Origin of the sequence: uncultured Maribacter sp., assembly GCF_947496775.1 — a bacterium.
Lineage (GTDB): Bacteria > Bacteroidota > Bacteroidia > Flavobacteriales > Flavobacteriaceae > Maribacter_B.
Map to the genome: position 1 here is coordinate 193,837 of NZ_CANMDU010000007.1, position 23,909 is coordinate 217,745.

General features: G+C 32.9%; 21 protein-coding genes. 7 read left to right on the plus strand and 14 right to left on the minus strand.

The features are described 5' to 3' along the window. Window positions 1–10: 10 nt before the first annotated feature. The 3 genes from Q0856_RS12730 to Q0856_RS12735 all read left to right on the plus strand — a co-directional run bounded on the left by Q0856_RS12730 (window position 11) and on the right by Q0856_RS12735 (window position 3,335). A complete protein-coding gene (locus Q0856_RS12730; RefSeq protein ID WP_298505567.1) occupies window positions 11–2,467 on the plus strand; it encodes an OmpA family protein in 2,457 nt (818 codons plus the stop codon). A 214-nt stretch (window positions 2,468–2,681) separates the two neighbouring features. Beyond that, complete coding sequence (locus Q0856_RS18130) at window positions 2,682–2,852, plus strand: DUF6747 family protein (RefSeq protein ID WP_363317937.1); 171 nt, start codon at window positions 2,682–2,684, stop codon at window positions 2,850–2,852. Between the two features lie 312 nt (window positions 2,853–3,164). After that, window positions 3,165–3,335 (plus strand): DUF6747 family protein, encoded by a 171-nt coding sequence (locus Q0856_RS12735; protein ID WP_291867303.1) that lies wholly within the window; start codon window positions 3,165–3,167, stop codon window positions 3,333–3,335. 120 nt (window positions 3,336–3,455) lie between these two features. Here the strand turns inward: Q0856_RS12735 and Q0856_RS12740 are convergent, their stop codons facing one another. The 3 genes from Q0856_RS12740 to Q0856_RS12750 form a co-directional block, all read right to left on the minus strand. After that, window positions 3,456–4,454 (minus strand): DUF4837 family protein, encoded by a 999-nt coding sequence (locus tag Q0856_RS12740; protein WP_298505569.1) that lies wholly within the window; start codon window positions 4,452–4,454, stop codon window positions 3,456–3,458. Window positions 4,455–4,467: 13 nt separating this feature from the next. After that, a complete protein-coding gene (locus Q0856_RS12745; protein WP_298505571.1) occupies window positions 4,468–6,105 on the minus strand; it encodes a LysM peptidoglycan-binding domain-containing protein in 1,638 nt (545 codons plus the stop codon). 116 nt (window positions 6,106–6,221) lie between these two features. Further along, a complete protein-coding gene (locus tag Q0856_RS12750) occupies window positions 6,222–7,412 on the minus strand; it encodes a phosphoglycerate kinase (protein ID WP_298475065.1) in 1,191 nt (396 codons plus the stop codon). Window positions 7,413–7,623: 211 nt separating this feature from the next. Between Q0856_RS12750 and Q0856_RS12755 the strand changes: the two genes are divergently transcribed. Then, window positions 7,624–8,775 carry a DNA polymerase III subunit delta' gene (locus Q0856_RS12755; protein WP_298475067.1) on the plus strand — a complete coding sequence of 384 codons (1,152 nt, stop codon included), beginning with the start codon at window positions 7,624–7,626 and terminating at the stop codon, window positions 8,773–8,775. Window positions 8,776–8,785: 10 nt separating this feature from the next. Then, on the plus strand, window positions 8,786–9,184 hold the full coding sequence (locus Q0856_RS12760; RefSeq protein WP_298475069.1) for a DoxX family membrane protein: 399 nt from the start codon (window positions 8,786–8,788) through the stop codon (window positions 9,182–9,184). A gap of 32 nt (window positions 9,185–9,216) precedes the next feature. Here the strand turns inward: Q0856_RS12760 and Q0856_RS12765 are convergent, their stop codons facing one another. From Q0856_RS12765 to Q0856_RS12805, 9 genes are all read right to left on the minus strand, one after another. Further along, complete coding sequence (locus Q0856_RS12765) at window positions 9,217–10,152, minus strand: hypothetical protein (protein WP_298505573.1); 936 nt, start codon at window positions 10,150–10,152, stop codon at window positions 9,217–9,219. Continuing rightward, the gene (locus Q0856_RS12770; RefSeq protein ID WP_298505574.1) at window positions 10,149–10,418 is read right to left on the minus strand and encodes a hypothetical protein; all 270 of its coding nucleotides are present in this window, start codon (window positions 10,416–10,418) and stop codon (window positions 10,149–10,151) included. The genes Q0856_RS12765 and Q0856_RS12770 overlap by 4 nt, the downstream gene beginning before the upstream one ends. Before the next feature lie 244 nt (window positions 10,419–10,662). Next, the gene (locus tag Q0856_RS12775) at window positions 10,663–11,169 is read right to left on the minus strand and encodes an OmpH family outer membrane protein (RefSeq protein ID WP_298475074.1); all 507 of its coding nucleotides are present in this window, start codon (window positions 11,167–11,169) and stop codon (window positions 10,663–10,665) included. A 293-nt stretch (window positions 11,170–11,462) separates the two neighbouring features. Next, window positions 11,463–12,290: a class I SAM-dependent methyltransferase gene (locus Q0856_RS12780; protein ID WP_298505577.1), complete on the minus strand. Its 828-nt coding sequence runs from the start codon at window positions 12,288–12,290 to the stop codon at window positions 11,463–11,465. After that, the gene (locus Q0856_RS12785) at window positions 12,268–12,819 is read right to left on the minus strand and encodes a hypothetical protein (protein WP_298475078.1); all 552 of its coding nucleotides are present in this window, start codon (window positions 12,817–12,819) and stop codon (window positions 12,268–12,270) included. Before Q0856_RS12785 ends, Q0856_RS12780 begins: the two co-directional genes overlap by 23 nt. 123 nt (window positions 12,820–12,942) lie before the next feature. Continuing rightward, entirely contained in the window at window positions 12,943–13,113 is a 171-nt protein-coding gene (locus Q0856_RS12790; protein ID WP_298505580.1) for a hypothetical protein, read from the minus strand. Window positions 13,114–13,372: 259 nt separating this feature from the next. After that, window positions 13,373–15,241, minus strand: coding sequence for a tRNA uridine-5-carboxymethylaminomethyl(34) synthesis enzyme MnmG (gene mnmG, locus Q0856_RS12795; protein WP_298505583.1), 1,869 nt, complete (start codon window positions 15,239–15,241; stop codon window positions 13,373–13,375). Between the two features lie 3 nt (window positions 15,242–15,244). Then, the gene (ybeY, locus tag Q0856_RS12800; protein WP_298505585.1) at window positions 15,245–15,664 is read right to left on the minus strand and encodes an rRNA maturation RNase YbeY; all 420 of its coding nucleotides are present in this window, start codon (window positions 15,662–15,664) and stop codon (window positions 15,245–15,247) included. After that, on the minus strand, window positions 15,657–19,118 hold the full coding sequence (locus Q0856_RS12805; RefSeq protein WP_298505588.1) for a hypothetical protein: 3,462 nt from the start codon (window positions 19,116–19,118) through the stop codon (window positions 15,657–15,659). Before Q0856_RS12805 ends, ybeY begins: the two co-directional genes overlap by 8 nt. Before the next feature lie 89 nt (window positions 19,119–19,207). Between Q0856_RS12805 and gltX the strand changes: the two genes are divergently transcribed. Together gltX and Q0856_RS12815 are read left to right on the plus strand one after the other, a co-directional pair. After that, complete coding sequence (gene gltX, locus Q0856_RS12810; protein ID WP_298505591.1) at window positions 19,208–20,716, plus strand: glutamate--tRNA ligase; 1,509 nt, start codon at window positions 19,208–19,210, stop codon at window positions 20,714–20,716. 88 nt (window positions 20,717–20,804) lie between these two features. Continuing rightward, on the plus strand, window positions 20,805–21,761 hold the full coding sequence (locus Q0856_RS12815) for an SPFH domain-containing protein (protein WP_298505594.1): 957 nt from the start codon (window positions 20,805–20,807) through the stop codon (window positions 21,759–21,761). A 93-nt stretch (window positions 21,762–21,854) separates the two neighbouring features. Here Q0856_RS12815 and Q0856_RS12820 read toward each other — a convergent pair whose 3' ends face one another. After that, on the minus strand, window positions 21,855–23,132 hold the full coding sequence (locus Q0856_RS12820) for a POTRA domain-containing protein (RefSeq protein WP_298505596.1): 1,278 nt from the start codon (window positions 23,130–23,132) through the stop codon (window positions 21,855–21,857). Between the two features lie 114 nt (window positions 23,133–23,246). After that, window positions 23,247–23,909 carry a pyridoxamine 5'-phosphate oxidase family protein gene (locus Q0856_RS12825; protein ID WP_298505599.1) on the minus strand — a complete coding sequence of 221 codons (663 nt, stop codon included), beginning with the start codon at window positions 23,907–23,909 and terminating at the stop codon, window positions 23,247–23,249.

Here is a 23,909-nt window from a genome sequence, read left to right on the forward strand (position 1 = left end):
TACCCAAATCATGAAAAAACTATTTACTGCTTATATTCTCTTTTTGTCATTGAGCTTAAGCGCACAAGAAACTCAAAATATAAATTTACCTCAACCAGGTACAGGTATAAGTATTCCTAATGATCAAGATATTGATTCTGTACATAGTTCTGGTTTTGCAGAAGCTGCAGAAGAGAACAAAATACCACATAGAACGTTTACCAATTTATCAAATATATATAATGGTTATTATATTATTGCTGGTGTCTTTAGTGAGGATAGAAATTTAAATAAGCACGTAAAAAAGTACACAAAAAAAGGTTTTAATGCTGCTGCTATTGTAAATCCAGAAAACGGACTAAATTATTTATCCTTAGACTACCAAAGCGATTGGAGAAATAGTCTTGCCAAAATAATCTCTAAATTTGATGGTAAATATAAAGATGAGGTTTGGATTATGAAGGTAGAAAATAGTTTGCCAGCAATGGAAAATCCTACCAAAGAAGAATTACTAACCAACAATTCTACTAAAGAAATTTCAGAAGAGGATTATACTTCTAAAACGATAGAAGGTACACCAAACAAAAGTAAAATAATTCAAAGAGCAGATTATTACTTTAATAAAATGTGGTATGCCGAAGCTGCAGATTTATACGAAATAGCACTTAAAAAAAGTGAAAAGAATTACTCTTATGATGTTTTGCAAAAAGCAGGAGATTCACATTATTTTAATACTGATATGGAAAAAGCATATCATTGGTATAATATACTTTATGAAAAGTATGAAAAGGAAATGTCAGCAGATAATATTTTTAAATATGCACACTCATTAAAAGGTACAGGAAAATATGCTAGATCCAAACGATTAATGCGTTTGTATAATAAAAAACTAAAAAGAGAAGACTTAGCTGCATTGAATAATAAAAATGCTACACCAAATGAAATTGTCTTGGATAATATTTTAGGAACTAGTAAAAACTTTGAAGTTAAAAATTTAGAAATAAATTCAGAGTACTCAGAGTTCTCTCCAATATTCCATAGTGATAATAAAATAGTTTATGCTTCTGCTAAAGATTCTTCCTTTTTTAGTACAAGAAAATACAAGTGGAACAATCAGCCCTATTTAGATCTTTATGTTGCCAAAATCAATGAGGAATCTCAAGAGCTTAAAGACGCTATTAAATTTTCTAAGAAAATTAATACCAAATACCATGAAGCATCGGTAACATTTGCTCCGGATAATAAGACCATGTATTTTACGAGAAATAACTATGGTAAAAAACTAAAAAGAGATAAAAAAGGAGTAAACCACCTAAAAATATACCAATCTAAACGTGTAAACGGAGAGTGGACAGAGGCAACAGAACTTCCTTTTAATAGTGATAATTACTCTACTGGTCACCCGGCATTAAGCCCTGATGGTAAGGAGTTATATTTTGTATCTGATATGCCTGGAAGTATTGGCCAAACCGATATTTTTATGGTAGAAGTATATGAAGATGGTAGTTTTTCTGAACCAAGAAATTTAGGTCCAGAAATAAATACAGAAAGACGAGAAATGTTTCCGTTCATTAATAATAAAAAGTTATACTTTTCATCAGACGGGCACACTGGTCTTGGTGGTTTAGATGTATATGAAGTAGCTTTTGAAGAAGAAACTGGTTTCCTAGATGTTGTAAACTTAGGGCAACCTATTAATAGTAATAAAGACGACTTCTCATATATTGTAGATGAAGAAACAAAAAAAGGATACTTTGCCTCTAATAGAGAAGGAGGTAAAGGAGATGATGATATTTATTCCTTTAAAAATTTGGTGCTTGAAGAAATCCCTGCAAATAAAAATGCAATTGCCGGTGTAGTTACTGAATTAGTAACAGGTGATTTTATGCCTAAAGCTTTGGTTGAATTACTAGATGAAAATAACATTAAATTAAAAGAAGTTGTTACCGGAGACGATGGTAGTTTTATTTTTGAAGACTTAGAAGCTACTACTAAATATGTAATAAAAACTACCAAAGGAACATATTTTGATGAGTTACAAGAAGTAACTACTAAGGAAAATGATACGGTAAGTGTAGATGTCTCTTTACGCAAATTAAAAGAAATGATTGCTGTTGAAGATGGCATTAAGAAATTAAAAACAGAAATGATTCATTTCGATTTTGATAGATCGTATATACGCCAAGATGCTTCTGAAGAATTAGATAAACTTGTAGAAGTAATGACAGAATACCCAAATATGATAATTAAGATAGAATCTCATACCGATTCTAGAGGTAAAAGAGCATATAACAAATACTTATCAGACAAGAGAGCAAAATCTACACGAGATTATATAATTTCCCAAGGTATTTCTGCGGATAGAATTGAAAGTGCCATTGGTTATGGTGAAGAAAAGTTAATTAATGAGTGTGATGGTTCTGTAGCATGTACTGAAAAGAAACACTACTTAAACCGTAGATCAGAATTTATAATCGTAAAAATGTAAAAACAAAAAAATGTGTAATAAAATCCACTAATACATTGTGTTAGTGGATTTTCTGTTTTAGGGCTCTAAATCTAAAGTAGTAAACAAATAACATTTAAAACTTCACAACAAAACCAGATACATTCACAACATTACAGGGTTCAAAATATACATTAAACGCTGATTTGTAGTTATATATAAAGAAAAACCTATTTAACCCCAAATCCAAAAAATCATGAAAAACGCCCTACTTATCAAAGAAATTTACATGGAAGCATTTAAAAATATCGGACACGCATTTGTAAAGTCCTATTTTAAATTATTCTCATGGTTCTGCTTTGCCAGCTTTGCAATAGTCCTTTATGCATTTATTTTTAGGCTATCTACTGGTTTTGCATTTGATTAATAATACCCAACCAACCAAATAAGAAAAAGCGCCTTTAAAAGGGCGCTTTTTCTATTTATAGTACTTTGCCTCCAAAAAAAACCTTATGTTACAAAAGGTATATCTTACTTATCTGTGAGAAAAGCCAATATATAGCTATTATTTGTAGGGTAAACCCACGATTGTAAATTACAAGTTATCTGATTTTTTTACCGTTCAACTCAGTGAAATAAAAATCTTGTTTTCCATCCCTATTTTTTCCCCTTTCACCTAAACAATTCAACGCAATTATCTAAATATCAGAAATTTGCATTGAGCCTAAATTAATTATGTATGGAAAAATTATTACTCGTAAAACAAATTTATTTTGAAGCTTTTAAAAATTGGGGAAGCCGTTTTCTAAAAAGCTATTTTAAAGTATTCTCTTGGGTTTGCTTTTTTCTCATTGCTGTAACACTCTACGCTTTAGTCTTTAGAATGTCTACAGGATTTGCTTTTGATTAAAACAAACCTTAACTCATACAATAAACGCCCATAAGCTTTCGCTATGGGCGTTTTTTAATTTCTTAAGGAGTTTAACTTATAAAATTTTATTGCGCCTTTATGGTCCTTAAAAGAGTCTTATTATTTCTTTGTCTTTATATTCGTTTTTACCGTTTTTAATATTGCTTCTAACTGAAACATATAATCTCTTTTCTCTGTAGCTGGAGCAAAGGTAAAGCCCTCTAATACTAATTGTCTGTCGTTCTCTTTATCATCAATTATATACATAAGAAAAGGACCTGCCATTGGGTAATTCTTAATATCCCATATACCACGTACTTCAATAGCCTTCATTCCGCCAATTTCTGCTGGAAAAACATTTGGAGAAAAAGCAGGCTCTGTACGCATATGAGTAATTTTGTTTTCTACATCTGGTCCTGGAATATATGCAGCGCCAATAGAATCTCTCATTCTAACAATATCTTTTACCAAAGTAGAATCTGTTTTAAAACTATCTGCAGGCATGGTATACGCAACAATATTCACCGTTCCTTTAGGGATTTGATGATCTATCCAAACAAAATTGTCTTCTTCTCTTCCTACTTTATAAATTGATGGGATATTTAAGCTAATATCAAAACTATTTTCCAATGCTTTTTCTTTATTTAAAGATTTTAAAAATCTTTTTTGCGCAGCAGTAATTTCCTGTTGTTTAAAAGTTGCGATTATATCAGCAGCCTTTCTATCTAAATTAGTTATTATCTCTTCTGTTGTTCTTCCTTTAATAACCCCGATTTTTTGCGGTGTCGCATACATATCTGTTTTAATATGTCCTAAACTTAAAGAATCTTTCTGTACATATAAAACAGCTCTGGTCTTTCTTAAAGCTCCTGAAAAAACACTATTTGGAACATTCGTAATATTAAACAATGGCTCATCCCAAGTTAAACCAACTACTGGAGCGGCAAAATGTTGCCTTATCTTATTACCAACTTCTCCATTCCATAAATCATTCTCTATAACAATTGTTAAGTTATTTATAGCTCCAATTGATTCTGGTAAATAGCTTTTTTTAGTCCCTTCTTTACAAGCAGACAGTGCTAAAAATAGCACCATAGAAATTACTCCTAGTCTTTTCATTCTTTTAATTATTTTAAGATGAACAGTCGCATAATTTAAGCTTTGTTCCTGGTTTTAAATTGTTACCACTAATACCGTTCCATTCTCGTAAATTTTCGATACTAATTCCAGGATATTTTTTAGAAATAGTCCAAAGCGAGTCTCCACTTTTTACTGTATGGGTTTTTACACCTTTCAAATTTGCAGTTCCAGAACTTTTTCTTTTCGGTTTTTTAGAAGATACTACAGCTGGGTTTTTTGTAAAAATAGTAAGCCTTTGTCCTATTCTTAAATTATTGCTACGCAATCCATTCCAACGTTTAATCTGGCTAACACCTACTCCGTATCTACTTGCTATTTTACCTAAATAATCACCACTACGCACCTTATAACGAATTTGGTCTTGCGCTTTTACTAATTTCGGTAAAGGACTCTCTTTACTCTTTAATTCTTCTTTTACATGTGCATAAATAGCCTTTTCATTCGCTACAAACTTACCTAAGGCGGCAACTGGCAAACGCAAAGAATAATTTTTTCCTTCTATAAACGGAATAACATCTAATTTATAGGAAGGATTTAAAAGTTTTATTTCCTCCGTATCTACCCCTACTAATTCAGATATTTGCTTAAAGGTTATTAAGCTCTTTACGTGTACTGTATCAGTAACAAAATAAGTGCGGTCTGCTTCTTTTGCTTTTAAACCATATTCTTCGGCGTACTCAAATAAATACATAGTCGCGATAAACGCAGGCACATAACCAGCAGTTTCTCGTGGTAGATTTCTTCTAATATTCCAATAGTTTTTATATCCTCCAGACCTTCTAATTGCTTTGTTTACATTACCCGGCCCGGAATTATACGCCGCCAATGCTAAATCCCAATCCTCAAAAATATCATATAATTTACCTAAATATTTACAGGCTGCTTCCGTTGCTTTTATTGGGTCACTACGTTCGTCTACATAACTACTAACATCTAACTTATACATTTTACCAGTACTGTACATAAACTGCCAAAGTCCTGTTGCACCAACCCTTGATCTAGCTTTAGGGTTTAAAGCAGACTCCACAATAGACAAATATTTCATTTCTAACGGAATATCATAATTGTCTAATTGTTCTTCAAATAAAGGAAAGTAAAACTGACTAACCGTTAGCATACGTTCCATTAAACCTCTTTTTCTATTTAAAAAAGACTTTATTACATTTTCTAAAGATGGGTTGTATGCAATATTAAATGGCGTTCTTTGATTTAGTCGTTCTAACCTAGCTTTTAAAGAATCTGTATTAATCTCTGTTTCATAAGTTTTATCCGGATCCAGAGTGGTTACTTCCTCGTACATATCCTCAAAAAGAGCATTGGTTTCTAAAAGTTCTTTCATCCAAAGGCTATCGTACTTGGCTGCATTTTCTAAATCTTTTAAATCGTACTTGGCCGTATTATCTTTAGTAACAGCAGCCAAAGAGTTATCCTTTATAGCATCTGAAGCTTTTATAAGGTTAATAGGCTTTGCCTCCAACAACGGTAATGCCATACTATCTAAAGGAATATCTTTAGATTCTATAATTTTAACTTCGCTGATAGGGGCAGTTTCTTTCTCTTGAGAAAGTAATGGCAAACTAAATATATATAGCGCTATTCCTAAATAGTAACGCTTTTTTAACATAATCATATTAGTAAAGATTAAATACGGGACTAACGAAAATCGCACATTTTTCTGGGAGAATAAAATTTTCTCTCTTAAAATGTGCGATTTAAATTAAATACCGTTTGTCGATAATCTCCCTACTACTCTAATATAGCAGCAATACCTGGTAAAGTCTTTCCTTCTAAACTCTCTAACATAGCTCCTCCTCCTGTAGATACATAACTAACTTTATCAGAGAACCCAAATTGTTTTACCGCGGCAACAGAATCTCCTCCACCAACAAGGGAAAAAGCTCCTTTTTGCGTAGATTCGTCTATATAGTTTCCTAAAGCAATAGTTCCTTTTGCAAAAGATTCTATCTCAAAAACACCGATTGGCCCATTCCAAAGAATAGTTTTAGATTTTAAAATTACCTCTTTAAAGTTCTCTAAAGTCTTAGGTCCTGCATCTAAGCCTTCCCAACCATCAGGAATAGCTCTAACGTCTACTATTTGTGTGTTAGCATCATTACTAAAATCATCTGCAGCTAAAACATCTACTGGAATATGTACTTCTACTCCTTTTTCTTTTGCTTGCTTTAAAATATCTAAAGCTAATTCCATTTTATCATCCTCACAGATAGAACCACCTACTTTTCCGCCTTGTGCTTTAATAAAAGTGTAGGTCATTCCTCCTCCAATAATTAAATGATCTACTTTATCTAAAATATTTTCTATAATAGTAATTTTAGAAGAAACTTTAGATCCACCTAAAATTGCTAAAACTGGTTTGTCTCCTGTTTTCATTACCTTTTCAATAGACTCTATTTCCTGAGCCAACAAAAAGCCAAAACATTTATTATCTGGGAAAAATTGTGCTACAACTGTTGTAGAAGCGTGTGCTCTATGGGCAGTACCAAAAGCATCATTTACATATATATCTCCTAATTTAGAAAGCTGCTCTGCAAAACCAACATCTCCACTAGTTTCTTCTCCATAGAAACGTAAGTTTTCTAATAATAAAATCTCTCCACTTTGTAATTCGGCAACTGCTTTTTCTGCAGCTTCGCCAACACAATCTTCTACGAATTTTATTTTTACTCCAATAATTTCTGAAACCTTATCGCAAATATGCTTTAAAGACATATCTGCATTGCGAGTTCCTTTTGGTCTTCCTAAGTGACTCATAAGAACGGCACTACCACCATCTTCTAATACTTTTATTATCGTTGGTTTTGCTGCCTCAATTCTTGTTGCGTCAGCGACATTAAAATTTTCATCTAAAGGCACATTAAAATCTACTCGGATAAGTGCTTTCTTGTTTTCAAAATTAAAATCATTAATTACTTTCATCTGTGGATATTTTTTGTTTTTAAAGTCAGATGTAATTAGCCATTAAATTCCTTTAAAAGTATATTCAGAATCGGTATGGCTCATTTCATAGGAATACTTTTTATGAGTCGTAAAGGTAAAGATTTCTGGCCTTTAGCTAAAGTATAACATCTAATAAATCTACTATAACGTTATAATTACATAATAGACCAAAAAAGCTATCTTTGAGCTTATGTTATTTCACGAAATTTTAGGGCTTTCCCATATAAAAAAACACTTAGCCACTAGTGCAGATGCTAGTAGAATTCCACATGCCCAATTATTTGTTGGACCAGAAGGCTCAGGTATACTCCCTATGGCTCTGGCTTATGCCCAGTATATTATTTGTGGTAATACTAATGGAGAAAATGATGGCGCCAATAGTGCTTGTAATGTAAAATTCGATGGATTAGCACACCCAGATATGCATTTTGCTTTTCCTGTTGCCAACTCGGACAAAGTAAAAAGCCATGCAGTAAGTAACAATTATATGCACGAATGGCGACAATTTGTAACCGAACAACCTTATGGAAACTTATTCGATTGGTATAGAGCTATTGGTATTGAAAAAAAACAAGGACAAATTGGAGTGGATGAATCTCTGGAAATAGTTAAAAAACTATCTTTAAAATCCTACGAGGGTGGTTATAAAGTTATGCTTATTTGGATGGCAGAAAAAATGAATGTTTCTGCGGCTAATAAACTTTTAAAATTACTGGAAGAGCCACCTAATAAAACTGTTTTTCTTTTATTATGTGAGGACGAAGAGCAAATATTACAAACTATTAAATCCAGATGCCAAATACTACATTTTCCTCCGCTTTCGGAAGATGCTATTGCTAATGCTTTAATAGAAAAAGGAGCTAATAGAGACGAGGCTTTACGTCTTGCCCATGAAGCCGATGGTAATTTTAATAAAGCGTTAGATTTACTAAATAAAGATTCTGAAGATTTAGTTTTTGAAAAATGGTTTGTACAATGGGTTCGTAGTGCTTTTAAAGCCAAAGGAAATAAAGCGGCTATACACGATTTAATTTTGTGGAGTGAAGAAGTAGCAAAAACAGGCAGAGAAACACAAAAAAAGTTCTTACTCTATTGCATGGCTGTAATGCGCCAAGCCATGCTTATTAATTTTAATGCAGAAGAACTTGCCTATATGCATATAGAATCCGAAGGGTTTCAATTGAAAAAATTTGCGCCTTTTGTTCATGAAAATAATATTCTTAGTATTGTTAAAGAATTAGAAGATGCAATTTACCATATAGAACGCAACGGAAATTCTAAACTAATACTTACCGATCTTTCTATACGACTAACCCGACTGCTACATGCTAAAGCAGCCTAAAAAACCTTCTATGAAACTTTTACTTACCAACGCTACAGAAATACTTATTCTTCTTTTTTTAATCATTACTTTTTTACAAAGTGGATACGATAAAATTGCCGATTGGAATGGTAACGTTTCTTGGTTAAAAGGGCACTTTGCAGAAACACCTCTTAAAAATATAGTTCCCGCAATGGTTGCAATAATTTTAATTACAGAAATTATTGCTGGTGTTTTGTGTATTCTTGGCATATACCAATTATGTAGTGATGGAGTTTCCATCATGGCTATGTATGGAGCTATATTATCTTGTCTAGTACTCTTAATGCTTCTTTTTGGACAACGTGTAGCCAAAGATTACGACGGTGCAAGAACCATTGCAATATACTTTATACCTGCTATATTTTTGGTGTTTTTGTTGCAGGGGTAAATAGGGTTTATAGGCATCTTATCTATTCGTTTTTAATTGTAATACTTTATTGTACGTTCCCCGTAAATAACTGGCTTTCCATTTTCTCTAATTATTACTCTGGTCCAGTTACCATATTCATCTATTCTATCATATTCACTCCTTATGTAATGTTTTTTAGAAAACTTCCTTACTATCCTATACCCATCTGCATTATATTCAAAATAACTATTTTCACGAAGAGCACTTTTTTTTATCATTCCATTAGGATAATACTCTTCATACATTCCAGTTTCTTCGAATATTTTTTTTAATAAATTATCCTCTTCGTATATATATTTAATCCCCCCATTTTTATACAATTTTCCGTTTTTATACTCTGGTGTAAAATGGGTAATTAAAGAATCTGTTATTTTTCCTGCTTGGTCGTTATAAAGACCATAATCATAAGTATATCGTTTCATCTTTATTAAACTCTCTTTTTCATCATAACTGTAGAATTTTTCAATACTTGGCTTTATCTTTATATTTTTATCAAAACATGGTGGGCAATAATAACTTTCATAAATTAAATTACCAGAATCGTCAAATTTTTCTATTGACATATCATCTACCTCTTCATATGGAGCATAGTATGAGGTATATTTTCTTTGGTTCTTTTTTAAATATTCCCATTTCTTTAATAAATAATGAAGTGTATCCCCCATTCTATATATTTTTGTCTGTATATGTTTTCCTTCTTTATTAAATTTTAACACAAACCCTTCACTTATAAAGTAATTTGGAATCGTTTTATTAATTAACTCTCCTTTGGTTATATTACCATTTTCATCTTCCACAGGTTTGTATGGAAAATAAGTAACTTTTTCAGGCCTTCCATGTACTATTATACCTTGATCAATTTCTACTTTAACAAATTCTTTATTTTCATTTTTAAAGCATCCACAGAATAATAAACTACCTAAAAGCATTACTATTATTTTTCTCATTTTGCTGTTGTTTTTGTAGATTGTATGGCAAATAAAGGCCCCATATAACCTAATCTTTCGGTTTCGTCTAAAAAATCGGGTACCGAAATGTTGTCTGTAATTAATTTTAACACCTCTACTATATAACCATACAAGGGATTATCGCTACTCGCCTCTTTTAAGTTTTGTTTGCCCTTGTCTACTAGTATAATTTCTTCGAATAAGCCAAATTCAAATAAGGCTGCAATTTTTAATTTTGCCCCTAAAGCATTTGCTAACTCAATCATAATACTTAATCTATATAAGTTTATTTATAATATTAAACTCCCTAAGAAACTATTAGTCATAGCAAGGTTAATACTATATATACTTCTACTAGTAAAATAGTATTGAATCTTAACTCTATTAATAAGAATGAGATAGTTTTAACTAACAAGTAACTAGTTATTAAGTTAACTAAAAAAATCAAAATTTAGTGCATAAAAAAAGCTGCAACATTACTGTTGCAGCTTTACTATTTTTATAAAAATCTTACTTCTTATAATTATCGTTTAAGATTTTAACCACTTGGCTAGTTAAATTATTAGCATCTGTACCGTATAGTACACTACCGCCTTCACCACCGCCTAAAATATAAGAGTAACCATTTGCTTTACCATAAGCTATAATCTCTTTCTTTACTTTGCTTACAATACTATCCATTTCTACTTGCCCAGCAGCTTGTAATTGCTGGTCTTCTTGTTGTAATTGTTGCCCCATCATTTGTCCCTTTTGTTGCATTAAACCGTACTCTTCCTGTGCAGCTTTCTGAGACATTTTTTGAGCTTTTAACTGAAAAGCTTGTGCTTCTAATTGAAAAGCCTGAGAAATACTATCTCTCTTTTTTGCTAAAGCTTCCACTTTTGTTTTAAATTTTGCTTCTACATCTATTTTCTCTTGGTATTCATCCATTAGCTTTACATTATCTACATAACCAATCTTCTCTTGTTGACAAGAAGCCATTCCTAATACAGCTAATACTAATAAAATCTTTTTCATTTTGTTCTCTTTAATTTTTCCTTACTACAGAAATTAATTTTCTGCTGCGCTAAAATAGCAAAGCTTTTTAAATTGTATGCCTTTATAAACAGAATTGTTAAATTCCGCAGTTTGTGCTCCTAAAATCCTTAAAACAAACACTATAAACAAATACTATTATTAAAACATGTTTTAATAATAAACATCTATTGCTGATAAGCGTTTTTAAAGCCGTTTAAAGTTGCTTTGAAAAAAACACACCCGCACATAAGGATGCATCAACAAAACCCTTGCAGGGCTCTTTACAACGAATATTAAACGTTTTTAAGGACATAAATAACAGAGGAGCACTCTTTATTAAAAAGCGCACGATAATTAGACCACAAACCAACAGCAAAAGCCCGAAAAACATTTTTTCTTTTGTTTATATGCTCCTCAGACAGAAGAGATACATAAAAAGAATCGAACCACATAGGTTTGGTTTTTACAACCTCCATATTATGTCTGCCAAATATTTTAGAAATAGAAGTCCTAGAAAAATGCCATAGGTGTCTTGGTACATCATAAGCAGCCCAATTTTCTTTATACCATTTTGCATCAAAAGATTTATAGTTTGGTACGGCTACAATTAAAGTTCCATTATCATTCAAAAGATTTTTCAGATTTTTAATTTGCCTCTCTACATCTGGCAAATGTTCTAAAACGTGCCAAAGGGTAATAACATCAAATTTTTTGTTTTGCAATTCTGTAAAATCCGGATAAAGAGTTACTCCTTTTTCTAAAGCCTTTTCTATTGCAGTAGTACTAGGTTCCATTCCACAAACTTTCCAACCTTGGTTTTTTGCCCCTATTAAAAAATCTCCTGTACCGGCACCAACATCCAAAAGTGTTTTATTAGTGTTAGTAAATGAATTTATTAATTGTATCTTTTTTTTAATACTATATTTTTTAACCCTTTGGTAAATTTTATCCATCGTTGTTTTAGAAGCATCGGAATGCGATATATAATCTTCACTCTGGTAATATGCTGCTAAATTTTCTGGCTGGGGTTGGGTCACCAACATATCTAAATCGGAATCTAGCTCAAGCCGAAATTCTTCTCCGGTGATTAAAAAATCTTTAGTTTTTAAATACGACTTCATTATAATTATGGGTAGACAAATATTCTTTTTTCAATGCACGAAGATACTTTAAAACGACTTCTCTAGAAAGCGAATCAGTCTTCAAACAATCTTTTTCTAAATCACTATAAACTTCTATAGCCAAATACCAATTATTAATTCTTGCCATTGTTGGATCTGCAATTTCTGCATCCTCAAAATGTCCAGTTGCAGCATTAAATAATATGCTGGTTACAAAAGGTAAAAAATTAATAGCTTTATCTGGAATTTCTACTTCGTAAAAAGAAAAGAAATATTGCTCTCCATTAATTTTAAAAGGAACATCATCATACACATTTTCGTTTTCTAAATGATATTTAGTATTCACGTAATTGTAAAACTCGTTGGCCTCTTTAGGGTCTTCAAAAATAAACATTTGTCTTTTAGACAAACTTCTTTTGAACTTTTTTCCTTTGGTAACATTATAATCGGAAATGCTAGGAGCTATTCTTAAAGGAATACAGGAACTCAAAAACAGAAGGCTCAAGAAGAAGCTTATATACTTATTCATTCTAAAGGTATTGATTAAGGGAATTCCTACATCAAAAACTAAGCCAAAATTAAACCCCCTAAATGTTCCACGTGGAACATTTTAGTTTTTCCCTCTAATCCCTATGCCCAAAAAGCAAGATAACTACAAAGCCTTTTCCTTGGCTTTCTTCAATGAAGATGTCCTATATACAGTAAAATGTTTGTTCCCCGTAAAGAATCGTATAACAAAACTATCCTCTCTCCGTTCCTTACCTATAGCAGCAAGAGAACCCCATTCGGCTCCTTGTTTAAACTTAGCAGAAAAAACAATCATATAATCCGGATATGGATAGATAATCTAGATTTAAAAAAGGTGAGCCCAAACAACTGAAAATGCTTGTAATTGGTAAACTCTTTTCCAATTTGGAACGTAATAGAATATCCTAAAACCACAATAGAAAGAATACCTAAAACAACCTTTTGATTTAACGGTCCCGAATCAGTTGCCCAAAGATATACGGCAAAAAGCAACATTAAACATCCAAGAATTTTTACTGTTAAAGGCTTTTGTTGTTTATAAAAAAGAGAGCTCATTATCTACCCATAAATACTAATAAGACACTTATATCGCTGGGTTTAATTCCACTAATTCTAGAGGCTTGAGAAATGGTTACAGGTTGGATTGCTGTGAGCTTTTCTCTTGCCTCATAAGACAAGGATTTAAGCTTAGAGTAATCAAAGTTCGAAGGAATCTTCACATTCTCCAAACGCTGTAATTTATCAGCATTCAATTTTTCTTTAGCAATATAGCCGGCATACTTAACTTGCACTTCGGTTTGCTCTAATACTTCTCTATTTAAATTATGTTCTTCCACAAAACTAGAAACCCTATTCAACTGAAGCATATGTTCCATAGTTACTTTTGGCCTTGAAAAAACCTTATACATTTTATCCGATTGTTTAACCAAAGCAGAATCGACACTATCCAAAATTGGGTTAATATCCTCAGGAATAACACTAGTTTCTTTGAAAAAGTTCACAAACAGACTAGACTTACGCTCCTTCTCCTCCATCTTCATCAACCGTTCTTTTTTAGCTATTCCTAGTTCATACCCCTTAGGCGTTAAACGCAAATCTGCATTATCTTGACGTAACAAAGTTCTATATTCAGCTCTAGAGGTAAACATACGATATGGCTCTTCGGTTCCCTTTGTAATTAAATCATCTATCAATACACCAATATATGCCTCATCCCTCTTTAGGATGAATTCCTCCTGCTCACTAATTTTTAAATGCGCATTTATGCCAGCCATTAAACCTTGTGAAGCTGCTTCTTCATAGCCTGTAGTTCCATTTATTTGCCCAGCAAAATACAGATTTTCAATATTTTTTGTTTCCAATGTATGCTTCAACTGCGTAGGCGGAAAATAATCGTATTCAATGGCATAACCCGGCCTAAAGAATTTAACTTCTTCAAATCCAACCACACTTCGCAAAGCCTTAAATTGAATATCCTCTGGAAGCGATGTAGAAAAACCATTTACATACACCTCCACCGTATCCCATCCTTCAGGTTCCACAAAAATTTGATGACTATTCTTATCTGCAAAACGATTAATCTTATCTTCTATAGACGGGCAATAACGCGGTCCTAAACTTTTAATTCTACCATTAAACATAGGCGACCTATCAAAACCCTCACGAAGAAGGTCATGAACCATTTCTGAAGTATGGGTCATATGACAATCCCTTTGAGTAGTTAAAAAACTGGTATCTGCATAAGAGAATTTCTCTGGTTTTGCATCACCAGGCTGCACAATCATTCTAGAATAATCCAAAGATCTACCATCCACTCTAGGAGGGGTTCCCGTCTTCATTCTTCCACTTTCAAAACCCAAACTAACCAATTGTTCCGTAATACCTGTAGCGGCCTTTTCTCCAGCTCTTCCACCTCCAAACTGCTTCTCACCAATATGAATTAGTCCATTCAAAAATGTTCCATTTGTTAAAACAACAGACCGCGATTTAATTTCTATTCCTAAAGAAGTTTTTACACCAACAACCCTGTTCCCTTCTATTAGCAGACCACATATCATTTCTTGATAAAAATCTACATTCTTAGTTCCTTCTAGCATCAATCTCCATTGCTCCGCAAAACGTTTACGATCACTTTGAGCGCGAGGACTCCACATCGCTGGTCCCTTGGACTTGTTCAACATTTTAAACTGAATAGCAGACATATCTGTTACTATACCACTATACCCTCCAAGAGCATCAATTTCCCTAACGATTTGCCCTTTAGCTATCCCGCCCATGGCTGGGTTACAAGACATTTGTCCAATGGTTTCCAAATTCATGGTTGCCAATAAAGTTTTAGAACCCATATTAGCTGCCGCTGCCGCTGCTTCCGCACCAGCATGCCCACCTCCTACTACAATTACATCGTATACTTCTCCAAACATAGCCTATTGTTCCACGTGGAACATTTTAATTTTTTCTTCTTCCTTAGCGCGCATTAATGCTGCCTCTACCTTAGATTTATCCTTATAGCCCAATAAATGTAACAATCCATGGGCCATTACCCTTTGCAATTCATTTATAAAATCTACTTCATATTGGTCAGCGTTTTCCTTCACACGTTCTACAGATATAAAAACATCTCCACCTACTATTCTCCCTTCCGTATAATCGAAAGTAATAATATCTGTATAAGTATCGTGGTTTAAATAGTCCTGGTTAATTTTCAAAAGATAGGCATCGCCACAAAAAATATACTCCAAACTTCCTAACAAAAAACCTTCAGATTGCAAAATCCTTAGAAGCCAATCCTCATATATAGCCTCCTCGAACGGCTCCAAACCGATTTCATAATTGAAATTAATCATTCTTCTTAAAATATAATTTTACCCGATTTTGAAAATTGTGGCGCAAAGGTAAGCTTTGTCTGTTTAAAATCTCGGTTTCATTATGATAATTGTCTAATAATGAGGGTTTCGTAATAATAGCGTTACCAAACTTATCTGTACTAGTATTACTCTCCCTTTCTGCTTTCTTTCCCTTTTTAAGGGCTGCGTTTTCCAACTTCAATAATTCATACTCTATAATATTAGCCTTGCTAGCAGTGCGCTGGGTAATTCCATTTTCTAACAGATCATTTTCAAAATCTTCCATTTGGCGAAGAATTTTTTCTCCCAATTTTCTATCATTAGCATTCAACATATCCGAAAGCTGCTTTTCCAAAGCGTTTCTAATGGTTTGTTGGGATTGATAGATTTCGTAAATCTCCTTTAATTCAGATGCACTCATTCCCTGCCCTTGACCAGATCCGTAACCCTGTCCGGAATTGCTATTACCCGTTTTTTCACCACCTTCCTTTCCCATACCTTTAGCACCATTTGCTCCTTTTCCAGCCTTTCCTTTGATACCTTGAGCCGATTCACCTCCATCTTTTCCCTTTCCTTTAACACCATTATTTCCTTTGTTCCCATCTCCAGATTTTCCACCTGGATTTCCATTTCCTGGTTTACCGCTTCCATCCATTTTATCCTTAAGACTACCCTGTGCCTTAATAATATCGGGTAATTGAAAACCCTGTTGCCCATTTCCATCACCCTTGCCCATTTTCATACTTTGCTCCATATTATCCAGAACATTAACTAAGAAGTCCGATAAACTATTGGCAGCCGTAAGAACATACTTTTGATTAGATGCACCTTGATACAACCTACCATCTGCAACATTAATTAAAGTTTTGTCTATATTATAATACACCTCCGTTATCTGCTCATTAACAAATTCGGACAGTTCTTCTCTTCGTAGAGATAATGCAAATAAACTATCGTCGACATGTTCAAATAACAATCGCAACTCCTGTTGCTTCTTAATTTGATTTCCAAACTGGGTATCCGCACCCCTACCATAATTCATAGCCCCATATAAATCCTCTTGTTTAAAAGAAAAAGTAATCAAATTATCCAAGATCTGTCGTAACATTTCTGCATCTTCAGCAATACCAGACCCTCCATCACTAGAAGATGCCGTATCCTCCAAAGACTCACTCATTTCCTTCATTCTTTGAGCCGCCGATTTCTGCTTTTTAGATGCTTTACGTTCTCTAGCTTCGCTATCCTTACTAGGCCCTTCCTCAACATTCTCCTTTAAAGCTTTAGTTGCTTCCTTTTGATCATCTTTAATACTTTGTTGTTTATACGAATCAATATCCAAAGACAACGGTTTTTTTAAAGCCTCATTATCCAATTTTAACTCTTTTAACTCCTTAGATACTCCAACAAATTCTCTATTCAACTCTTCTTGCTTAGATATTGAATTCTCTTCCTTCTTGTCTTCTGAAAGTCCTTTTTGTTTTTCCGAAATTTCTTTTAATTCATTAGCCAGTTGATCTATCTTTTCGGTTACATAATACCTCTTTGTTAGCTCTAAAAGTTGTTCTAAATTACGCTCACTATTCTTTTGCTTCTTACTTAATTCGTCAAGCTTTTTTGATAATTCCTCCTTATTAATTTTATCCGCCACTTTAGACAATTCCTCTAACAATTGTTCATTCCTTTTTGCTAGTAACTCTTGTCTTTCTAACCGCTCTTGTAACAATTTATTCTTTCCACTGTCCGGATTTCTCTTCTTTAAATTATCCTTTAATTGCTTGCTAAATTTTTGCATCAAGGATTCTTGTTCTTTCTGGTGTTTTAGAAAATCCCGGACTTCGTTTTTCTTATTAAAATCTAAACTATTGTTTTCCTTTTGGTTCTTTTGTAGTTCTTTCAAACTTTCCTTTTGCTCCTTTACCTTTTCCAAAGACTTATCAAAGTTACCCAAAATGGCTTTTTGAGTACTTAACTCCCTGTTTATCAACCCCTTATCGTTCAGAATATTAAGGCTAAAAACTTCACTCTTAGTAACTTTGCCACCATGAATACCATCATTATCCGTGACTTCAAAATAAAGACTATACGCCTTTCCTTTCTCTACATTTAATCCAGATGGAAATGTATAATAGAAAGTATAATAATTTGAATTAGGCCAATCTAAGATTCTAGATTGCTTCTTTTCCTCATTATCCGTTTCATAACAAAATAACTGAATCTTTTTTACCCTATAATCATCCGTAGTACTACCATTAAAATATGCAATATTAGGCCTTAAACTATCTACGACTTTCCGAACATTGATAGAGGGATTAGCATCTTTAACTACGAGAAAAGTATAAGACAATTTTTCAAATTCTTTAATATTTTGATTAGATGTAGTTAAAACATAATCATATTCGTCATAAATAATTTTCTGGTAACTATGTGTAGATCCCTTAGAAGTCATTTCCACGATAGTATCATTAGTAACTATATGTATATTATCGGTATTCTTTCCATTAACCTTCCAAGTAACTTTTGTTCCTTCAGGAAATTTAGCATTACCCGTACCTTCAATAACCTCAGATGACAATCCAGTATAAGAAGGATACTCCAAATTCATTTTAAAATCTTCGATAGATGGTGTTTTTAGAGCCAACAAATTATAGGTCCTAGACATAACATCATTCCCCTTAAAAAAAAACGTGCAACTAGTTAATGGGGCACTAAACGTATAATAATACCGTCCGCTTTCTTTTTGTAATAGCAGTTCTTTATCCTCAACCACCATATAAACCTCTTCTGGTTTAAACTCCCCTACTACCTCTACATAAATAGTAAAATCCTTATTTTCTAAAACCTCCAAATTATCCACTAATAAATGAAAAGAAAAAGGTGCAGGAGCTTCATAAGCTATATCATAATTTATCACTCTTTTATAAGAACTAAAATACGACTGCAAGTTTCCGGAAGCTCCAATTACCAAAATCAATAAAAAAGGAATACCGATATATTTTGCGTATTTAAAAGCATCTTTAAAATTAACAGCATTAACAAAATGTATTGGTTTTAAATTAGCACTTCTTTGTTCTATACTCGCCAAAAGTAATTCTGACCTATTTTGGTCTTCATCTAGATCTAGCAAATTATAAAGAGTATCCCCCACTTCTGGAAAATACCTTCCAATTAAAACAGAAGCCTCTTTGTTACTAATTCCTTTTTTAATCTTAAAAAGATAAAACAAAGGAATACATATATAACGAACAAAAAGAAAAAGCACTATTGCAATACAGAAAAAAAACAATAAAAATCTAGCTGTAGAATTTAGCCATAGAAAATATTCTAGTCCCAAAACACCAATACAAAAAAGAAGGGCAAACGCTATAAACAACAACGCCCCTTTAATAAGCATATTAGAATAATACTTACGTATAAAGAGGTTTATCTTATGAAGAACTAATTGGTAATTTTGCAATAGCTATTATTTTAATCCAAAGTTACAAAAAAAGCCCTTTGGGGTTTAGGGGTGTTAAACCTATCTTTACGGCCTAAAAATAAAAGTTAATGTCTCAGAGCAAAGTTCGTGTGCGTTTTGCACCTAGTCCTACAGGACCCTTACACATTGGCGGCGTACGCACCGCATTATTCAATTACCTATTTGCCAAAAAACATGGTGGAGATTTTATTCTTAGAATAGAAGATACAGATCAGAATCGTTATGTAGAAGGTGCAGAAAACTATATTGTTGATGCGCTAAATTGGTGCGGACTTTCTTTTGATGAAGGCCCAGGAAAAGAAGGTGCTTTTGGTCCTTACAGACAAAGCGAACGTAAACATTTGTACAAAAAATATGCCGATGAGCTTATAGAAAAAGACATGGCTTATTATGCTTTTGATACTGCCGATAGTTTAAATGCGCATAGAAAAGACCACGAAGAAAAAGGGAAAACCTTTATATACAATTGGCATAATAGATTAAAGTTAGATAATTCACTTGCGTTAACTAAAGAAGAAACCCAAGAAAAATTAGATAATGGGGATGCTTATGTTATACGATTTAAAACACCAGAAAACGAAACTCTAGTTTTACAAGATGTTATTCGTGGAACAATCACTATAGATACCAATGTGTTAGATGATAAAGTTCTTTATAAGAGTGATGGTATGCCAACATACCATTTAGCAAATATTGTAGATGACCATTTAATGGAAATTAGCCATGTTATTCGTGGGGAAGAATGGTTGCCTTCTCTTGCATTACACCAACAATTGTATGACGCTTTTGGTTGGTCTGCTCCTACTTTTGCACATTTACCACTTATTATGAAACCTGTTGGTAAAGGAAAACTAAGCAAACGTGACGGGGAAAAATTAGGATTTCCTGTATTTCCTTTATCTTGGAATGAATCTACTGGATATAAAGAAGAAGGATACTTTTCAGAAGCCGTAGTAAACTTTTTAGCATTATTAGGATGGAATCCTGGAACCGAGCAAGAAATATTTAGATTAGAAGAATTAGTAAAAGAATTTAGTTTAGAACGTGTAAACAAATCTGGAGCACGTTTTGATCCAGATAAAACAAAGTGGTACAATCAGCAATATTTACAAAATAAGAAGGATGCAGAACTGGCCTCGTTATACAAAATAATACTTGCCGAAAAACAGATTCCTTCACAAGAATATAATGATGAATGGATAGAAAAAGTAGTTTCTTTAATTAAAGAACGTGCTGTTTTTGTAAAAGATTTTTGGGGTTTAAGCGATTACTTTTTTGTTGCTCCTACCTCCTATCCAGAAAAAGCTGTAAAAAAGCAATGGAAAGAAGGCACACCAGATATTATGAAAGAAGTACTTTCTATAATAAGTACAATAGAAGATTTTAGTTCTGCTAACGTAGAAACTATTGTAAAAAAGTGGATTACAGATAAAGAACTTTCTTTTGGTAAAGTTATGCCTCCATTACGTCTTGTTATTGTTGGCGATATGAAGGGCCCACATATTTTTGACATACTAGAAATGATAGGAAAAGAAGAAGCCATTGCAAGGATTAAAAAAGCAATTAACACTCTTTAAGAGAGAAAAGTGTAACAAAAGGAGTATTTTACCTACAAATTAGTGAAAGAGTTTGTAAATTGATTTTTTAACCTAAAACCGCACAACCATGAATTTAACATTAATACCCATTTTAGTACTAGTCGCAGTAATTCTTTTTTCTGGGATATTTATAGTAAAACAACAAACCGCAGTAATTATAGAAAGCTTCGGTAAATTTAGTAGCATTCGCCAATCTGGATTACAATTTAAAATTCCAATTGTACAGCGTATTGCCGGACGTGTAAGTTTAAAAATTCAGCAATTAGATGTAATTGTAGAAACTAAGACACTTGATGATGTTTTTACCAAACTAAAGGTATCTGTGCAATACGTTGTACATAAAGATAAAGTATATGATGCTTTTTATAAGTTAGAATATCCTCACGATCAAATTACTTCTTATGTTTTTGATGTGGTACGTGCGGAAGTTCCTAAAATGAAATTAGATGATGTCTTTGTAAAGAAAGATGATATTGCTATTGCCGTAAAAGCGGAATTACAAGATGCGATGACTAATTATGGTTTTACAATTATTAAAACCTTAGTAACCGATATTGATCCAGATGCGCAAGTAAAAGAAGCAATGAACCGTATTAATGCATCTGAAAGAGAAAAAATTGCCGCTCAGTTTGAAGGAGATGCTGCTCGTATTCTTATTGTAGAAAAAGCAAAAGCAGAAGCAGAAAGTAAGCGTTTACAAGGGCAAGGTATTGCAGACCAACGTAGAGAAATTGCTCGTGGTTTAGAAGAGTCTGTAGATGTGTTAAATAACGTTGGTATTAACTCACAAGAAGCGTCTGCTCTTATTGTAGTAACACAACATTATGATACCTTACAATCTATTGGAGAAGAAACAAATTCTAACTTAATATTATTACCAAACTCGCCACAAGCTGGTAGCGATATGCTAAATAATATGATTGCATCTTTCACAGCATCTAACCAAATTGGGGAGGCAATGAAAGAACAAAATGCTAAGAAAGGAATTGTAAATAAAAAGAAGGGGGCCTCAGATAACTCTTAAGATATCTTATTAACTGTAGACAAACCCGAAAGGCATTAAAAAGCCACTGAGAAATTTCTCAGTGGCTTTTTAAGTATTGTAAGATACTATGATTTAAAAGTACTGCCCTATTCCAAATACAATACCGTTAGTAGATGCACTACCTATACCAAAACCATAATCTAGCCTAAATACTGCATTAAATATTTTTTTATGGGTTAAACGAAAACCAACACCTGGATATAGCTTTGTAGAAGTTCCATCAAATAACTGAGAGAAATTTTCCCCAGGATTACGCCATGAACCAACATCAACAAAAGCATTTCCTTGTACAACAAACCATCCTTTTTCATAAAATGTATGTCGGTATTCTGTATTTAATACAATGGCAGCTGTACCACGATCTACAGTATTACCAACTCCTCTAATATTTAATTGGTTATCTAAAGTAAAAGGGGCAAAAGGAGAATCATTATTACCAAATGCTGCTGCTAGGCGTAATCTACTTGCCCAATTACCTCTTGTCTTTACTTTTTTGTAGTAAATAAAATCATTTCTTAGAGATGTAAAAGAGCCTAAAAAGTCTTCACTAGGTGCTTCTCCTTCAGAAAACTGAACATATTGACCCGTAAATTCACTTATAAATCCATCAAAATATTGATAATCAATATCTAAATCTACATACCTATATACTGCTTTGTATATTAATTTATCTGCACTTAATGAAAGTGGTGTATTTGGTATTGCATTATCCCCTTCAAAAATATAAGACTCTTTAACAAGGGATGCCCCCAGCTCTGCTTCATTATTAAAATCAAAAGAAAATAATAACGATGCTTCTAAACTTTTAGAGTTAAAACGATAGTCTTTTTCTCCTTCTGTAAAGAAAACGGGTTCTTGGGTTGTACGGTCTTGGTAGCTGAGCCCTACTCCCAATTTATCACTAAACAAAAATGGATGCTCCCAAAAGGCTCCGTAAGAATTAAAAATATTTTTTTCATAAAAACCTCCTAAAAGTTGACTGTTTCCAAAAAGATTAAATTCAAAAGCAGAAATACGATAAGAAAAACTACCGTCATTAGCTGTAGCAATACGTAAACCTGGAATAATAGTAAAATTTTCTACAATAGCATATTCTAATATCGTAGTAGTATTATCCTGTGTAATAGTGTATGATGCACTAGCAATTCCCGGAAGACGCTTAAGTCGTTCCACATCTTCGGAAACTAATATAGAATCATAAACCGTATTAACTTTTGTTTTTATTAACCGCTTTAAAAAAGATTCTTTTGTTCTTTTTAAACCTGTAAACTTTAATTCAGAAATAATATCTTCTTGTGCAAAAAGGTTGCTACTAAAAAAAAGAAGAAATAGTATCGCAATTTTTTTCATGTTGAATAACTTTCTTCATATAAGACGAAAAAATTCTACATTCCATACAATCGTTTATTTCTTTGCGATCACTTTTATGGCATATAGCATTATACCAAACTAACTGATATATAATTATGCTTTATTGTGTTCATAATATTCTAACACATGTTCCGGAACACTAATATCATCTGCCAATTTAGTGTCCGAAATAGGAGGGAGGGCTATTTGTTTTATAGGCACAATACCAGCCCATATAGGCAAACTTTCATCAGCCTTTTCATCTGTCACACCGACATCTCTTATTTTTGCCGAAGCCGTTTCAATAGTCATTTCAACTACTAAGGTAGCATTGCGTTCTTTATCAGACATAGGTCTAAGACTATCCCATCTCTCCGGAATCATTTGGTGTACAATGGCTTCCAATATTTTATCTTTTTCTTGAGTATCCTCAATCTTCCTTACAGTGCCAAATAAGGTAGCAGATCTATAATTTACAGAATGATGAAAACCAGAACGAGCCAATACCAAACCATCTAAATGCATAATAGTCATACTAGCTTCTTTTGCTTCTAACAAAGCTGTGAGCATTCTATTTTTTAAAGAACCATGAATATATATTTTATCTTCTATTCTAGTATATGCCATGGGAATACTAATAGCTTTACCTTCATAGATATAACTAACATGAGCAATAAAACCTGCATCTATAATAGTATTTATGGTTGCAACATCATAAGTTGCTCTATTTGGCCCTCTTTTAACCTTGTTTACATCTGTAGTTTTATATGTTTTCAT

Coding starts and splice junctions, on each gene's coding strand:
- Q0856_RS12730 (WP_298505567.1), top strand. CDS start 11: ATGAAAAAACTATTTACTGCTTATATTCTCTTTTTGTCATTGAGCTTA.
- Q0856_RS18130 (WP_363317937.1), top strand. CDS start 2,682: ATGAAAAACGCCCTACTTATCAAAGAAATTTACATGGAAGCATTTAAA.
- Q0856_RS12735 (WP_291867303.1), top strand. CDS start 3,165: ATGGAAAAATTATTACTCGTAAAACAAATTTATTTTGAAGCTTTTAAA.
- Q0856_RS12740 (WP_298505569.1), bottom strand. CDS start 4,454: ATGAAAAGACTAGGAGTAATTTCTATGGTGCTATTTTTAGCACTGTCT.
- Q0856_RS12745 (WP_298505571.1), bottom strand. CDS start 6,105: ATGATTATGTTAAAAAAGCGTTACTATTTAGGAATAGCGCTATATATA.
- Q0856_RS12750 (WP_298475065.1), bottom strand. CDS start 7,412: ATGAAAGTAATTAATGATTTTAATTTTGAAAACAAGAAAGCACTTATC.
- Q0856_RS12755 (WP_298475067.1), top strand. CDS start 7,624: ATGTTATTTCACGAAATTTTAGGGCTTTCCCATATAAAAAAACACTTA.
- Q0856_RS12760 (WP_298475069.1), top strand. CDS start 8,786: ATGAAACTTTTACTTACCAACGCTACAGAAATACTTATTCTTCTTTTT.
- Q0856_RS12765 (WP_298505573.1), bottom strand. CDS start 10,152: ATGAGAAAAATAATAGTAATGCTTTTAGGTAGTTTATTATTCTGTGGA.
- Q0856_RS12770 (WP_298505574.1), bottom strand. CDS start 10,418: ATGATTGAGTTAGCAAATGCTTTAGGGGCAAAATTAAAAATTGCAGCC.
- Q0856_RS12775 (WP_298475074.1), bottom strand. CDS start 11,169: ATGAAAAAGATTTTATTAGTATTAGCTGTATTAGGAATGGCTTCTTGT.
- Q0856_RS12780 (WP_298505577.1), bottom strand. CDS start 12,290: ATGAAGTCGTATTTAAAAACTAAAGATTTTTTAATCACCGGAGAAGAA.
- Q0856_RS12785 (WP_298475078.1), bottom strand. CDS start 12,819: ATGAATAAGTATATAAGCTTCTTCTTGAGCCTTCTGTTTTTGAGTTCC.
- Q0856_RS12790 (WP_298505580.1), bottom strand. CDS start 13,113: ATGATTGTTTTTTCTGCTAAGTTTAAACAAGGAGCCGAATGGGGTTCT.
- mnmG (WP_298505583.1), bottom strand. CDS start 15,241: ATGTTTGGAGAAGTATACGATGTAATTGTAGTAGGAGGTGGGCATGCT.
- ybeY (WP_298505585.1), bottom strand. CDS start 15,664: ATGATTAATTTCAATTATGAAATCGGTTTGGAGCCGTTCGAGGAGGCT.
- gltX (WP_298505591.1), top strand. CDS start 19,208: ATGTCTCAGAGCAAAGTTCGTGTGCGTTTTGCACCTAGTCCTACAGGA.
- Q0856_RS12815 (WP_298505594.1), top strand. CDS start 20,805: ATGAATTTAACATTAATACCCATTTTAGTACTAGTCGCAGTAATTCTT.
- Q0856_RS12820 (WP_298505596.1), bottom strand. CDS start 23,132: ATGAAAAAAATTGCGATACTATTTCTTCTTTTTTTTAGTAGCAACCTT.
- Q0856_RS12825 (WP_298505599.1), bottom strand. CDS start 23,909: ATGAAAACATATAAAACTACAGATGTAAACAAGGTTAAAAGAGGGCCA.